This is a genomic window from Paracoccus seriniphilus, assembly GCF_028553745.1.
Lineage (GTDB): Bacteria > Pseudomonadota > Alphaproteobacteria > Rhodobacterales > Rhodobacteraceae > Paracoccus > Paracoccus seriniphilus.
In genome coordinates, this window is sequence record NZ_CP067129.1 from 628,878 (window position 1) to 643,171 (window position 14,294).

At 61.5% G+C, this 14,294-nt stretch carries 16 protein-coding genes and 1 tRNA gene; 11 read left to right on the forward strand and 6 right to left on the reverse strand.

The genetic code is table 11. The features are described from left to right. Positions 1–12 precede the first annotated feature (12 nt). A complete protein-coding gene (locus tag JHW44_RS03060) occupies positions 13–831 on the reverse strand; it encodes an SDR family NAD(P)-dependent oxidoreductase (protein ID WP_089345746.1) in 819 nt (272 codons plus the stop codon). A 1-nt stretch (position 832) separates the two neighbouring features. Beyond that, a complete protein-coding gene (locus JHW44_RS03065; protein ID WP_143811490.1) occupies positions 833–1,372 on the reverse strand; it encodes an SH3 domain-containing protein in 540 nt (179 codons plus the stop codon). Between the two features lie 138 nt (positions 1,373–1,510). On the opposite strand from JHW44_RS03065, the gene parC reads away from it, so the two are divergent. Further along, entirely contained in the window at positions 1,511–3,733 is a 2,223-nt protein-coding gene (gene parC, locus JHW44_RS03070; protein ID WP_089345744.1) for a DNA topoisomerase IV subunit A, read from the forward strand. Between the two features lie 67 nt (positions 3,734–3,800). On the opposite strand, the gene JHW44_RS03075 is transcribed toward parC, so the two are convergent. The 3 genes from JHW44_RS03075 to JHW44_RS03085 form a co-directional block, all read right to left on the reverse strand. Beyond that, positions 3,801–4,388 carry a cytochrome b/b6 domain-containing protein gene (locus JHW44_RS03075; protein WP_089345743.1) on the reverse strand — a complete coding sequence of 196 codons (588 nt, stop codon included), beginning with the start codon at positions 4,386–4,388 and terminating at the stop codon, positions 3,801–3,803. Beyond that, positions 4,385–4,840 (reverse strand): c-type cytochrome, encoded by a 456-nt coding sequence (locus JHW44_RS03080; protein ID WP_089345742.1) that lies wholly within the window; start codon positions 4,838–4,840, stop codon positions 4,385–4,387. Before JHW44_RS03080 ends, JHW44_RS03075 begins: the two co-directional genes overlap by 4 nt. A 192-nt stretch (positions 4,841–5,032) precedes the next feature. Further along, entirely contained in the window at positions 5,033–5,962 is a 930-nt protein-coding gene (locus JHW44_RS03085) for a tellurite resistance TerB family protein (protein WP_089345741.1), read from the reverse strand. 230 nt (positions 5,963–6,192) lie between these two features. Between JHW44_RS03085 and tuf the strand changes: the two genes are divergently transcribed. The 4 genes from tuf (at position 6,193) to JHW44_RS03105 (ending at position 10,054) form a co-directional block, all read left to right on the forward strand. After that, entirely contained in the window at positions 6,193–7,368 is a 1,176-nt protein-coding gene (gene tuf, locus JHW44_RS03090) for an elongation factor Tu (RefSeq protein ID WP_089345724.1), read from the forward strand. 100 nt (positions 7,369–7,468) lie between these two features. Then, entirely contained in the window at positions 7,469–7,864 is a 396-nt protein-coding gene (locus JHW44_RS03095) for a VOC family protein (protein ID WP_089345740.1), read from the forward strand. Positions 7,865–8,006: 142 nt separating this feature from the next. Further along, positions 8,007–9,860, forward strand: coding sequence for an ABC transporter ATP-binding protein (locus tag JHW44_RS03100; protein WP_089345739.1), 1,854 nt, complete (start codon positions 8,007–8,009; stop codon positions 9,858–9,860). A gap of 118 nt (positions 9,861–9,978) precedes the next feature. Continuing rightward, positions 9,979–10,054 (forward strand) — tRNA-Trp (locus JHW44_RS03105). 99 nt (positions 10,055–10,153) lie between these two features. Here JHW44_RS03105 and JHW44_RS03110 read toward each other — a convergent pair. Further along, a complete protein-coding gene (locus tag JHW44_RS03110) occupies positions 10,154–10,528 on the reverse strand; it encodes a hypothetical protein (protein ID WP_089345738.1) in 375 nt (124 codons plus the stop codon). Between the two features lie 214 nt (positions 10,529–10,742). Between JHW44_RS03110 and secE the strand changes: the two genes are divergently transcribed. The 6 genes from secE (at position 10,743) to rplL (ending at position 14,084) form a co-directional block, all read left to right on the forward strand. Continuing rightward, a complete protein-coding gene (gene secE / locus JHW44_RS03115; RefSeq protein ID WP_089345737.1) occupies positions 10,743–10,937 on the forward strand; it encodes a preprotein translocase subunit SecE in 195 nt (64 codons plus the stop codon). 172 nt (positions 10,938–11,109) lie between these two features. Continuing rightward, entirely contained in the window at positions 11,110–11,646 is a 537-nt protein-coding gene (gene nusG / locus JHW44_RS03120; protein ID WP_089345736.1) for a transcription termination/antitermination protein NusG, read from the forward strand. A 90-nt stretch (positions 11,647–11,736) separates the two neighbouring features. Further along, positions 11,737–12,189 carry a 50S ribosomal protein L11 gene (gene rplK, locus JHW44_RS03125; protein WP_089345735.1) on the forward strand — a complete coding sequence of 151 codons (453 nt, stop codon included), beginning with the start codon at positions 11,737–11,739 and terminating at the stop codon, positions 12,187–12,189. 3 nt (positions 12,190–12,192) lie between these two features. After that, positions 12,193–12,891 (forward strand): 50S ribosomal protein L1, encoded by a 699-nt coding sequence (rplA, locus tag JHW44_RS03130; RefSeq protein ID WP_089345734.1) that lies wholly within the window; start codon positions 12,193–12,195, stop codon positions 12,889–12,891. A gap of 239 nt (positions 12,892–13,130) precedes the next feature. Further along, the gene (gene rplJ / locus JHW44_RS03135; protein WP_089345733.1) at positions 13,131–13,646 is read left to right on the forward strand and encodes a 50S ribosomal protein L10; all 516 of its coding nucleotides are present in this window, start codon (positions 13,131–13,133) and stop codon (positions 13,644–13,646) included. Positions 13,647–13,712: 66 nt separating this feature from the next. Further along, a complete protein-coding gene (gene rplL, locus JHW44_RS03140) occupies positions 13,713–14,084 on the forward strand; it encodes a 50S ribosomal protein L7/L12 (protein ID WP_089345732.1) in 372 nt (123 codons plus the stop codon). Positions 14,085–14,294: the final 210 nt, after the last annotated feature.

Below are 14,294 nucleotides of genomic sequence, written 5' to 3' on the forward strand. Positions count from 1 at the left end.
TCGCGCGTGACCCTAGCTGCGCCGCGCAAACCAGTCCAGAGCGCGCGTCGGCAAAAGCCTGCGACCAATCGCCGAAAGCCGCGTCGGTGTGGTCACGTAATAGCGGGGCGGGGGCGAAGTTGCGGTCAGGGCCTGCAGGATCCGGTCGCTGACTGCCGAGGGCGGCAATTCGAACCTGTCCTTTCCCGAGGGTTCATAAAGACGGCGCAGCAGGGTCGCGCGGTAATCCTCGGCGCGGGGGCTGGCCTGCCAGTTCACCCATTTCTCGAAATGCGGGATGGCATTGATTCGGATGCGGCTGGTGATCGGGCCGGGCTCGATCAGGATGACCTTGACCCCGGTGCCCCGCATCTCCAGCCTGAGAACATCGGTCAGCCCCTCGAGTGCGAATTTGGTGGCGACATAGGGGCCGCGCCATGGAATTCCGACCAGGCCCAGCACCGAGCTGATCGTGACGATGCGACCACCGGTCTTGCGGAAATGCGGGATCAGCTGCGTTGTCAGGTCATGCGTGCCGAACAGGTTCGTCTCGAAGATTTCGCGCAGGGCACCGCGCGGGATGTCCTCGACCGCTCCCGGCAGGGCAAAGGCGGCATTGTTCACCAGCCCGTGCAAGGGTCCCCGTGACAGGACGGTTTCAACAAGCTGTGTGACACTGTCGGGATCAGACAGTTCCAGATGGTGGCAGTCGATTCCCTCTGCGCGCCGCGCCTCGATATCCTGCGGGCGACGGCAGGTGGCAATGACATGCCAGCCCTCGGCCGTCATGCGACGGGCCGCATCCAGGCCTATGCCGGACGAGGCGCCGGTAATCAGAACGGATTTGCGCATGTCAGTTGGGCGGGATGTTGCTGAGAAACTGCGCCGACATATAGCCGATGCGTCCCTCGGCGTCACGAATATTGATCCATGGGGCATCGGTCGGGCCCAGAGCTTCAACGGGATCCCCGCGCTGCAAAGCGCCGATCACCCGGTTGTTCGTCGAAGGTCCGGCGCGGAAATTCACGCGGTTGCCGGTGACATACAGAATCTTGTCCGAAGCGTCAGGTTCGGGAACGATCGCCGCATCGGCCTCTGTCGGCGAGGCCTGTTCGGTATGATCGGGCGCGCGCCTCAGCGCCGGATCCGGCGAGTCCAGCGGCTGTTCTTCGGCCTGCCCGGAAGGTTCGATGTCCTCGGGCGGGGGCGTGGCTTCGGTTGTTTCCGGCGCGGCCGCGGGGCTGGTGATCTTGGCGGTCGTTTCGGCCTGAGGGGTTGTGTCGGATGGGGCGGCAACCTGTCTGGCGGCGCGTCGGTCAACAGCCCCATAGGTGCCCAGCACCAGATAGAGCGCCGTCAGCGTGACTGCCATGAGGATCAACAATCTTGTCATCGCGCGGTCATCATTCCCGGATAGCTGTTTCACAAGTAGCGATAGCTTCACGATCTCAACGCCGCTTGGGCCGTTGCGGTTCCGATGATCTGATTTTCCTGCTGGACCGGGCGTCGATCCCATCATATCCAGTGCAGCATGTCAGAAGATCTGCCCATCGACCCCGAAGAGAATACCCAGGCCGAATCGCTCAGCCGCGCCATTGGCGAGCGGTATCTGACCTATGCGCTGTCCACGATCATGAACCGGGCGCTGCCGGATGCACGTGACGGGCTGAAGCCCGTGCATCGTCGCATCCTGTATGCCATGCGGGAACTGCGGCTTGCTCCGAATGGCGCATTCCGGAAATCGGCCAAGATCACCGGCGACGTGATGGGGAACTATCATCCCCATGGCGATGCCGCGATATATGATGCCATGGCGCGTCTGGCCCAGGATTTTGCCATGCGCTATCCGCTGGTGGACGGGCAGGGCAATTTCGGAAATGTCGATGGCGACAACCCCGCAGCCGCCCGCTATACCGAGGCGCGTCTTGCACAGGCATCGGAGGCCCTCATGGAGGGGCTGGCCGAGAATGCGGTGGATTTCCGGCCCAATTACGATGGCACGCTGACCGAACCTGTCGTGCTGCCCTCGGCTTTCCCGAACCTGCTGGCCAATGGGGCTTCGGGGATCGCGGTGGGGATGGCGACGAATATCCCGCCCCACAACCTGCATGAGGTGATCGATGCCTGTCTGCATCTGATCAAGACGCCGGATGCGCGCGACGATACCCTGGCCAATATCATCCAGGGGCCGGACCTGCCGACCGGCGGTGTCATCGTCGAAAGCCGGGAATCGATTGCCGAGACCTATCGCACGGGGCGCGGGGCCTTCCGTATCCGCGCGAAATGGGAACAGGAAGATCTGGGTCGTGGGCAATGGCAGATTGTCGTGACCGAAATCCCCTATCAGGTTCAGAAATCCAAGCTGATCGAACGGCTGGCCGAACTGATCCAGACCAAGAAGATCCCGATTCTGGCCGATGTGCGCGACGAATCGGCCGAGGACATCCGCATCGTGCTGGAACCCAAGAGCCGCAGCGTCGATCCCGACCAGCTGATGGCGGCGCTGTACAAGGTCAGCGATCTGGAAATCCGCTTCAATCTGAACATGAACGTTCTGATCGACGGCCGGGTACCCAGGGTTTGCAGCCTCAAGGAAGTGTTGCACGCCTTCCTTGACCATCGCCGCGAGGTTCTGGTCCGCCGCGCCAATTTCCGGCTGGAGAAGATTGCCGCCCGGCTGGAGGTGCTGGAAGGCTATCTGGTCGCCTATCTCAATATCGACAGGGTGATCGAGATCATCCGCAATGAAGACAACCCCAAGGCCGTGATGATGGCTGAATTCGGGCTGTCCGATGTTCAGGTCGAGGCCATCCTGAACATGCGCTTGCGGGCCCTGCGCAAACTGGAAGAGATCGAGCTGCGCGCGGAACGTGACAATCTGACCGAGGAACGGCAGGCCCTGCAGGACATGCTGGCTGACGAGGGGCTGCAATGGCTGCGCATTTCCCAGCAGCTGAAAGAGGTGCGCAACCTCTTCGGCAAATCCACGCCCGAAGGCCGGCGCCGCACGGTCATCACCGATGCGCCGGTAGTCGAGGCGGTCAGCATGGAGGCCATGATCGAGCGCGAGCCACTGACGGTCATCCTGTCCAAGATGGGCTGGATTCGTGCCTTGAAGGGCCATCAGCCGCTGGATGCCGAACTGAAGTTCAAGGATGGCGACGGTCCGGGATTCGCGCTGCATGCCGAGACCACCGACAAGCTGATGGTCTTTGCCAGCAATGGGCGCTTTTATACCGTGCCTGCCAACAACCTGCCCGGCGGGCGCGGCATGGGCGAACCGCTGCGACTGATGGTTGATCTTCCCAATGAGGCCGAGGTGATCTCGATCTTCCCCTGGCGCGCTGATGAGAAATATCTGGTCGCCTCCAGGGCGGGGGACGGTTTCGTGGTTCAGGCGGGGGACATTCTGGCCCAGACCAAGACCGGGAAACAGGTGCTGAACGGCGAGGCGTTGCTGTGCAAGCCGGTCTCGGGCGATCATGTCGCCGTGGTCGGGGAAAACCGCAAGATGCTGGTCTTCCCGCTGTCCGAACTGCCGGAAATGTCGCGCGGCAAGGGGGTGCGGCTGCTGAAGTTCAAGGATGGCGGCCTGTCAGACGCCATCACGTTGACCCTGACGGACGGGCTGAGCTGGCCGATGACCGGCGGCAAGACGCGCACCGAAAGCGACCTGAGCGAATGGCTGGGCAAACGCGCCACGGCCGGGCGCATGGCGCCGCGTGGCTTCCCGCGCAACAATCGCTTTCCGTAGGTAGATGTCAGGAAAATGGCTGCGCGATTGATCGCGCAGCAACGGTCCGGATCCAGATGCGGCGCCCCTAGCGGCGCCGCACCCATTTCCAGCCGGTCAGCATGGGACGGACCAGATCCTCGTTCTTCCAGAACCGGTAGAACAGGATCGTGGCGACATGCAGCAGCACCAGCAGCAGGATGACCGTGCCGCCCAGGTGATGCCATCCGACGGCCTTGCGCGACACGGTGGCCCCGACGTCAGCGGCGAAGGGCCCGACATTGATGAAATCCTCTGGGTCCGACACCAGGCCGGTGCCCACCTGCAGAGCCAGAACCGCGATCATTGCCACGACCGACAGCGCACCCAGCGGGTTATGGCCGGGCCAGTTGCTGGGTTCGCGGCGTCCCATATGGCGAATATAGTCCCAGATGGCCCTGGGGCCGCGTAGAAAGCTGGTGAAACGTGCCGCTTCGGGGCCGACAAATCCCCAGATGATCCTGAAGACCAGCAATCCTGCAATGGCATAGCCGAGCCAGAAGTGCAGGGTCATGACATTCGGCCCGAACTGGCCCAGAAGCCAGTTCGAGATGACCAGAATGGCAAGCAGCCAGTGAAATATCCTCAGCGCCGGGTCCCAGACACGAACGCGTTGGCTGTGGTCAGGCTGGCTCATTCGGGTTTGCGAAAATCGTCATGGCAGTCCTTGCAGGTGCCGCCCAGTTTCTGCAGGACCGCTCCGATATTTCCCTGGCCGCCCTTGACGGCCTCGCCCGCGCCGGCGGCGGCATCCGCGAATGCCTTGAACTCTTGCGCGAACTGGCCGGGTTTTTCCCAGATGGCGGGCAGGGCATCAGAACCCTCGACCTCACCATTGGCCGTGCCGGGCACGAAAAGGCCGGCCGCCGAATATTGCGCCAGCGCCTCGATATTGGCCCCCGCAGTCGCGGCCGCAGCCTCGTCATATTCGATCTCGCCCTTGGCCATGCCGGCCAGTTGACCCATGTTCAGCGCCAGCATCCGCATGTATCCGTGACGGGCTTCTAGGACATCCTTGCTGGATTGGGCCGCGGCAACGACCGGCACAGCAACAAGGGCTGCAAGGGCGACTGACTTGAACAAGTGCATGGCTGGCTCCTGAATTGAGTTGGCGAAGAATTTGCTTCGTTTCAACATTGGCAGAGCCCGGCGCTGCAATCAATCTGGGGCTGCATGAATCACGCGTTTTCTATGCGATGACCTTCATGACAAAGGCAAAAACCGACGGGCTGCAGAGCGGCGCAATGATCCGCTCCGCAATGTCGGTCCGACAGGCACACCCTATTTGTAGAGTTGCGTCACGCCGACCTGATCGTGAATGTCGTTGATGATCTCGGGTGCCAGCCCCATCGCCTGTGCAAGGCTGTGCAGATATTGCGCTTCTTGGGCATTGTCGAAATCGATCGCCAGCAGCGACATCAGGTAGACCTGAGCCTCCAGCCCCTTGGGCACCTCGCGGGCCAATCCGGCGGCATCGACAGGTTGGGCCATCTGCTCGCGCACGAACTGCCGCTCTTCGTCATCCAGTTCGTCACCCAGATGTTCCAGCAGGCGCTGCTTTTCGGCCTCGTCGATCTTGCCATCGGATTTGGCAGCCTGGATCATCGCTTTCAGCATCAGGCCCGCCACGGCGTTCTGTTCGGCTGTTGGCGCGACGGCGGGTTCGTCATTGCGGGCAATGGCGTCGTTGAACAGCTCGCCAAAGCTTGCGTCATTGCTTTCCTGCGCGCCCTTGCGCGCCAGTCCGCCCGCTGCGGCACCACCTGCCGCCCCCCCGAGCAGTCCGCCCAGCATGTCACCCAGTCCGCCGCTGCTGCCGCTGCCCGGCTGTCGCGCGCCACCGGTAAGCTGTCCAAGAATGTCGCTGAGGCCGCCGCCGGAGGATTCACCGCTGCGGGCCCGATTCGTCAGCCCGTCAAGCAAGCCGCCCAAGCCACCCTGGGCGCCAGCAGATTGCGCACCGCCATAGGGTGAACCCGTGCCGGCGCCCGTCTTCCCGCTGCCCAGAACCTGACCCAATGTATCCGAAAGGCTGCCGGTCCGGCCATCCGTATTGCTGCCGAACAGGCTGTCAAGCAAACCGCCTCCGCCCTGTTGATTGTCGGGCGAAGCGCTTTGGCTGCCTTGCTGGCGGCGCTTCATCACAGCGCCGATTCCCTTGGCGACCATTACACCTGCGGCCACGCGGGCCAGCGATTTCATCAGGCTCATTGTCAAGTCCCCCTGCTGCCGAGGCCGCCAGATGCGACCTGCTTCAAGGAACAATGATCCTGCGGCGGATATGGTTCCCGCCGACCTTTCGGCTGTTTGCGCCACAGGAGGGTGAAAATGAGTGTTGTGCCCTTGTCCTGCCCTTGATTTTTCCTCTGGCGGCTTATACATCGCGGCGCACGTTAATTCGGGGCCATCTTCACGCCACGCCCCGCGATCAGGAGGCCTAGATGGCAAAGGCAAAGTTTGAACGGAACAAACCGCACGTCAACATCGGCACGATTGGTCACGTTGACCACGGCAAGACGACACTGACGGCCGCGATCACGAAGTATTTCGGCGATTTCAAGGCCTATGACCAGATCGACGGCGCGCCGGAAGAGAAGGCCCGCGGTATCACGATCTCGACGGCCCATGTCGAATATGAAACCGAGACGCGCCACTATGCGCATGTCGACTGCCCCGGCCACGCTGACTATGTGAAGAACATGATCACCGGTGCGGCGCAGATGGACGGCGCGATCCTGGTTGTGAACGCAGCTGACGGCCCGATGCCGCAAACGCGCGAGCACATCCTGCTGGGCCGTCAGGTGGGCATCCCCTACATGGTCGTCTACCTGAACAAGGTCGACCAGGTTGATGACGAAGAGCTGCTGGAACTGGTCGAGATGGAAGTGCGCGAGCTGCTGTCCAGCTACGACTATCCGGGCGACGACATTCCGATCATCAAGGGCTCGGCTCTGGCCGCTCTGGAAGGTCGCGACGAGGAAATCGGCGAGAAGTCGATCCGCGCGCTGCTGGAAGCCGTTGACAGCTACATCCCGACCCCCGAGCGCGCTGTCGACCAGCCGTTCCTGATGCCGATCGAAGACGTGTTCTCGATCTCGGGTCGTGGTACGGTTGTGACCGGCCGTGTCGAGCGTGGCGCTGTGAACGTGGGCGACGAACTGGAAATCGTGGGTATCCGCGACACCAAGAAAACCACCTGCACCGGCGTTGAGATGTTCCGCAAGCTGCTGGATCGCGGTGAGGCTGGCGACAACATCGGCGCCCTGCTGCGCGGCATCGACCGTGACGGCGTCGAGCGTGGTCAGGTTCTGGCCAAGCCGGGCTCGGTGACCCCGCACACCAAGTTCGAAGCCGAAGCCTATATCCTGACCAAGGATGAAGGTGGCCGTCACACGCCGTTCTTCGCGAACTATCGTCCGCAGTTCTACTTCCGCACCACGGATGTCACCGGCACGGTCAACCTGCCCGAGGGCACCGAGATGGTGATGCCGGGCGACAACCTGAAGTTCGAAGTCGAACTGATCGCGCCGATCGCCATGGAAGAAAAACTGCGCTTCGCAATCCGCGAAGGCGGACGCACCGTCGGCGCAGGCGTCGTCTCCAAAATCATCGAGTGATCCCTCGGGATATCGCGATTTATGGGGCTGTCCTTCGGGACGGCCCCTTTTCCGTTTCATTGCCCCGCAGAAACCGTCTTTCGACATCAGGAGTCAAATCATGGCCAAATACATTCACTCGATGATTCGCGTGCTGGACGAACGGCGTTCGGTCGATTTCTATGAGCGCTGCTTTGGCCTGAAGGTCGCCGAGCGGCTGGATTTCGATGCCTTCACGCTGATCTATCTGGCCAATGAGGAAAGCGACACCGAGCTGGAATTGACGGTGAACAAGGGTCGCACGGAACCCTATGATCTGGGCGACGGCTATGGCCATGTGGCGTTCTCGGTCGAGGATGTCGATGCAACCCATGCGCGGCTGGAAGCCGAGGGTTTCGCGCCACGCAAGCTGGTCGATTTCGCCCCGGGAGGCGAGGTCATCGGGCGCTTTTTCTTCATCGCGGATCCCGACGGCTATCAGATCGAGGTCTTGCAGCGCGCCGGCCGTTACAAATAGCGCAGCAACGTCAACGGGGCATCCTGGCGGGTTTTCAGGCGTCCCGGTTGGGGAAGGTGCGGCTCCCGCGTCTTGACTCGGAATGCGTCGCAGGTCAGCAGAGGCGCTCTGTTCTGTGGTCAAACAGCTTGCGGGTGTCACTATGTTCGCGTGGTTCGAGCGTCGCATTGATCCCTATCCGGCGGATGATCCGTCGATGCCGCCGCGATCGCTGTGGCGTTTCATCCTGCATTATTCGCGGGGCGCGCTGCTCTGGCTGATGCTGCTGGCGGTATTCTCGGGGCTGATCGCGATCATCGAGGTGATGCTGTTCGGCTGGCTTGGCGATCTGATCGACCGGCTGGGCGATACGCCGCGTGATCAGTTCTGGAGCGAGGAAGGCGGGCGTCTGGCCTTCATGGCGGTCATGCTGGTCCTGATCCTGCCGGTGCTGAACCTGATCGCGTCGCTGATCCTGCATCAGTCTCTGATGGGCAATTTCCCCCAGCGTATTCGCTGGCAGGCGCATCGCTATCTGCTGCATCAGTCCATCGGCTATTTCCAGGACGAGTTCGCCGGACGTATCGCGCAGCGGCTGATGCAGACCGCCTTGGCGGTGCGCGAAGTCTCGATGAAGATCATGGATGTGGGCAGCTATGTCCTGATCTATTTTCTTGGCGCGATGGCGCTGGCCGCCAGCCAGGACTGGCGGCTTGCTCTGCCCTTCCTGGCATGGGCCGTGGCCTATGGAATCATGCTGTGGCAGGTCGTGCCTCGTCTGGGGCGGGTGGCGCAGGCGCAGGCCGATGCCCGTTCGGCGATGACCGGTCGCGTGGTCGACAGCTATACGAATATCGCCACGGTCAAGCTGTTCTCGCATTCCGCGCGGGAAGAGGCGTGGATGCGCGAGGGGATGGACGGTTTCCTGCATACCGTCCACCAGCAGATGCGACTCAGCAGTATCCAGGATGTCGCCCTGAACGTGATGAATGTGATGCTGGTGGCTTCGGTCGCGGGGCTGGGCCTGTGGTTGTGGACCGAGGATCAGGTGGCTGTCGGGGCGGTTGTCGTCGCGGTGCCGCTGGCCATGCGCCTGAACAATATGGCGCATTGGATCATGTGGGAATTCGCGGCGCTTTTCGAGAATATCGGCACGGTTCGCGACGGCATCGCCAGCCTTGCGCTGCCAAGGCAGGTTCTGGATGGACCGCAGGCACGTCCCCTGTTGCCGGGGCCCGGCGAGGTGCGCTTTGACAATGTGACCTTCCGCTATGGCGGGGTCGAGGGTGCCCGCCCCCTGGCGGTGCTGGATGACCTGACGCTGCATATCGCGCCCGGCGAGCGCGTCGGGCTGGTGGGGCGTTCGGGTGCGGGCAAATCGACCCTGGTCAATCTGCTGTTGCGCTTTCACGATATCGAACAGGGCAGTATCAGCATCGACGGTCAGGATATCGCCTCGGTCACACAGGACAGCCTGCGCGCTGCAATCGGCGTTGTCACACAGGACAGCTCGCTGCTGCATCGCTCGGTCCGGGACAATATCGCCTATGGGCGTCCCGATGCCAGCGAGCAGCAGATCGCGAAGGCACTGGAACTGGCCGAGGCGGATGGCTTCGTGCCGGATCTGTCCGACAGCTATGGCAATTCCGGACTGGATGCCCATGTCGGAGAGCGCGGCGTCAAGCTGTCAGGTGGGCAGCGTCAGAGAATCGCCATTGCGCGGGTGGCGCTGAAGGATGCGCCGATCCTGATTCTCGACGAGGCCACCAGCGCATTGGACAGCGAGGTCGAGGCTGCGATCCAGTCCCGTCTGGACGTATTGATGCAGGGCAAGACTGTCATCGCCATCGCGCACAGGCTGTCGACGATTGCCGCAATGGATCGCCTTGTGGTGATGGACAGGGGCCGCATTGTCGAACAGGGCAGCCACGCCGAACTGCTGGCGCGTGATGGCCTGTATGCGCGGCTGTGGACCCGGCAATCGGGCGGCTTCCTGGCTGCCGATCTTGCCGGTTGATCCGCTGATCACCTCTGTGCTGTCTGCCTGTAGGGCAGGGTGGGGCGGGTTCTTCGCCACAGCGACGCAAACCCCCTTGCGCTATCGCCGCCGCTGCCTTAAACGGACGCTCGGCCTTAGGGGTATAGCTCAGTTGGTAGAGCATCGGTCTCCAAAACCGAGGGTCGTGGGTTCGAGTCCCTCTGCCCCTGCCAGGCCGCATCCTGAAATTGATGCCGCAGCCGACATCGCCCGATGTTCTGCGAAAGATGCCCGGGCGCAGGGCGCCCGGTGCGTTCTGCCGGATTTCCGACTCAGGTCGAGAAACGAATTCCGCAGTTCTTGACCGTATTCGCGGTTTCGATCGCCTGCATTTCACCCTTCAGGCGCGCGACCTCGGCAGCTTGCGCGCCATCGCCCTTGATGAAGAACAGGGCGGGCCAGAACAGCACCACGCCTACCCCGGTGGCCACGGCATCGTTGTTGGCCTTCTTGTCCTGCGCCGCGGCAGCCTGCGCAGCGCGGTTCGCGACGCTCTGGGCTTCGACCGCCAGTTGCCTGCAACTCATGCCCTCGTAGATGGTCGGCGAGACATAGCTGGCCGCGATCTCATCGGATTTATTGGCGCAGGCTGCCAGAACTAAGGGAATAGCACTCAAGAGTGACAGCGCGAAACGACCTGGTTTCATGGAAGCATCCTTTCCTTTGATCGGTGCGGAGTGGATAGCTGCCCCTTTGTTTCCCAAGCCTTAAGCCGACGGTTCCTGCGGTCGAAAACTACGTGGAATTTTAGATGTTCCATCGGAGCATCGACGAGAGGGTCCGTCCTTTGAACGGGGTTTGGACTTGAAGTGCTGGGCCTCGGGGGTTACATCAGCCCCTGATTTCGCGAAGGAGCCTCCCGTGGCCAATCCCGTCCAGTTCATCAACCAGGTGCGCGCCGAAGGTGCCAAGATTTCGTGGCCGACCCGTCGCGAAGTGATCACCACCACCATCATGGTCTTCATCATGGCGGCGCTGACCAGCATCTTCTTCTTTCTTGTCGATCTGGTGATCCGCTTCGGTATTACCGAGGGTCTGCAGATGATCAGCGGCTGATCAGGGCTTGCAATTCCGGCCTTGGGGCGTTATTTGCGCTCGACTGTCCGGTAAGCGGCGTGCATCGAATCCGCATGCGCGCCGATTTCAATTTTGACGGACGCAAATGAATTCAGGGGTTTGGCGCGATTGCTGCGTGATTCCCTCAAGACGAGCAGGGGTCGATCGAGACATGGCAAAGCGTTGGTATTCCGTCAGCGTCCTGTCGAACTTCGAGAAGAAGGTCGCCGAGGCGATTCGTCAGGCGGCTGCCGAAAAAGGCCTTGAAGAAGAGATCGACGAGGTTCTGGTTCCGACCGAAGAGGTCATCGAGATCCGTCGCGGCAAGAAGGTGACGTCCGAACGTCGTTTCATGCCGGGATATGTTCTGGTCCACATGGACATGTCGGATCGGACCTATCATCTGGTGAACTCGATCAACCGGGTCACCGGGTTCCTGGGCGCTCAGGGCAAGCCGATGCCCATGCGTGACGAGGAAGTGAATACGATCCTGAATCGCACCGGCGATGGCGAAGAGGCTGCCCCGCGCAATCTGATCCGCTTCGACGTCGGCGAGAAGGTGAATGTGACCGATGGCCCGTTCGAGGGCTTCTCGGGCATGGTCGAAGAGGTCGACGAGGTCGCATCGCGCGTCAAGGTCACCGTTTCGATCTTTGGCCGGCCCACGCCGGTCGAACTGGAATTCACGCAGGTTGCCAAGACCGCGTGATTGGTCGCGGGAGGTTCTGGTCCCATCGGGGGCAGGCCGAACCGCTAAGTCGATCCCCATGCGGGATCTGATGATGAAGGAGAGGGCCACATGGCCAAGAAAGTCGTCGGGCAGTTGAAACTGCAAATCAAGGCGGGGCAGGCGAACCCGTCCCCCCCCGTTGGTCCCGCACTGGGTCAGCGCGGCATCAACATCATGGAATTCTGCAAGGCGTTCAACGCCAAGACGCAGGAGATGGAACAGGGCGCCCCTGTTCCCGTCGTGATCACCTATTACGCCGACAAGTCGTTCACTTTCGAGACGAAGACGCCCCCGGCGTCCTTCCTGCTGAAGAAAGCCGCCGGCCTGAAGCCGGTCGGCAAGCGCAACCGCGCCAAGGGTTCGGAAAAGCCGGGCCGTCAGGTTGCTGGCAGCGTGACCGTCAAGCAGGTGCGTGAGATCGCCGAAGCCAAGATGAAGGATCTCAGCGCCAACGACGTCGAGCAGGCGATGAAGATCATTCTGGGCTCCGCCCGGTCGATCGGTATCGAGGTGAAAGGCTAAGTCATGGCAAAGTTTTCCAAGAAAAAAGCCGCCGCCCGCGCTGCATTCGAAGGCAAGGACAACCTGACCGTCGAGGACGCCGTCAAGCTGGTCAAGGACAATGCTTCGGCCAAGTTCGACGAGACCGTCGAGATCGCGCTGAACCTGGGTGTCGACCCGCGTCACGCCGACCAGATGGTCCGTGGCGTCGTGACCCTGCCTGCCGGTACCGGCAAGGACGTTCGCGTTGCCGTTTTCGCCCGTGGCCCCAAGGCTGATGAAGCCAAGGAAGCCGGTGCGGACATCATCGGCGCCGAAGACCTGATGGAAACCATCCAGTCGGGCAAGATCGAGTTCGATCGTTGCATCGCAACGCCGGACATGATGCCGCTGGTTGGTCGTCTGGGCAAGATCCTTGGTCCGCGCAACCTGATGCCGAACCCCAAAGTCGGCACGGTGACGATGGATGTCGCGAATGCCGTCAAGGCCGCCAAGGGTGGTGAAGTGCAGTTCAAGGCCGAGAAAGCCGGCGTGGTTCACGCCGGAATCGGCAAGGTCAGCTTTGATGAAGCCAAGCTGGTCGAGAACCTGCGCGCATTCGTGGACGCCGTTAACAAGGCCAAGCCGTCGGGCGCGAAAGGGACCTACATGAAAAAGGTCTCGATCAGCTCGACCATGGGCCCGGGCGTTTCCGTTGACGTCGTTTCGGCGTCGGCCAACTGAGAATTTCCTGGCGCAAGCCGGGAATGACGGGGCAGTGCAAGCCGCCCCGTCCTGTCCGAGACGGAGGGTGCCGATGCCGCAGGGCAAAGGCTTAATGTCCTTCCTGAGATGGGATCAAGTATTTTTCCGAAGGCACGTCCTTCGGGCGATCTTGTCCCCTGCGGACCCGACCCGCGCCCCGGTTCCGGGGAACGGGAAAAGTGAGAGCCGGGGGGAAACCCCCAACTTGGAGTGAAACCGTGGATAGAGCACAAAAAGAACAGGTGGTCGAGGAACTCGGCCAGATCTTTGAAAGCTCTGGCGTCGTAGTGGTTGCCCATTACGAAGGGATGACGGTTGCACATATGCAGGACCTCCGTGCACGCATGCGTGAAGTCGGTGGTTCGGTTCGCGTTGCCAAGAACAAGCTCGCCAAGATCGCCCTTGAGGGTAAGCCATGCGCAAGCATCGCAGATTACCTGACGGGCATGACCGTGATCACCTATTCAGAGGATCCGACCGCTGCGGCGCGGATCGCTGACAAATACGCCAAGGACAACGAACGTTTCGTGATTCTGGGCGGTGCAATGGGTGACTCGGCTCTGGATCCGGCCGGTGTGAAAGCCGTCGCCTCGATGCCGTCGCGTGATGAGCTTATCGCTCAGATCGTGTCCTGTATCGGTGCGCCTGCAAGCAACATCGCTGGTGCCATTGGCGCGCCTGCAAGCAACATCGCGAGCATCCTCAGCACTCTGGAAGAGCGCGAGGCTGCATAAGCAACCCCTTCCCTGCGTGTGGTCGATGACCCGACGTTGGAACACCAATTGGAAAGATACGGAAAAATGGCTGATCTGAAAAAACTCGCCGAAGAAATCGTGGGCCTGACCCTTCTGGAAGCCCAGGAACTGAAAACGATCCTGAAAGACGAATACGGCATCGAGCCCGCAGCCGGTGGCGCGGTCATGATGGCTGGCCCGGCTGCTGCTGGCGAAGCTGCTGAAGAAAAAACCGAATTCGACGTCGTTCTGGTCGATGCCGGCGCAAGCAAGATCAACGTGATCAAGGAAGTTCGCGGCATCACCGGTCTGGGCCTGAAAGAAGCCAAGGACCTGGTCGAAGCAGGCGGCAAAGTCAAAGAAGGCGCTTCGAAAGAAGAAGCCGAAGAAATGAAGACCAAACTGGAAGCCGCTGGCGCCAAGGTCGAGCTGAAGTAATCGGTCTTCGGACTGATCGAATTGAGGCAGGGTCCGGGATTTCCCGGTCCCTGCCGAACCTGTCTTGAAGGACGGTTTGGCGTTAAGACCTTCCTTCAGGGCATGTTCGAGGTTCGGGAGTCGCACGGTGGGACGGGCGGCATGAATGGAACCTCACCCCTGCATTCGTAGGCCGCGTACCGGGGGCCCCGACCCGGCGCGCGCGCGAAG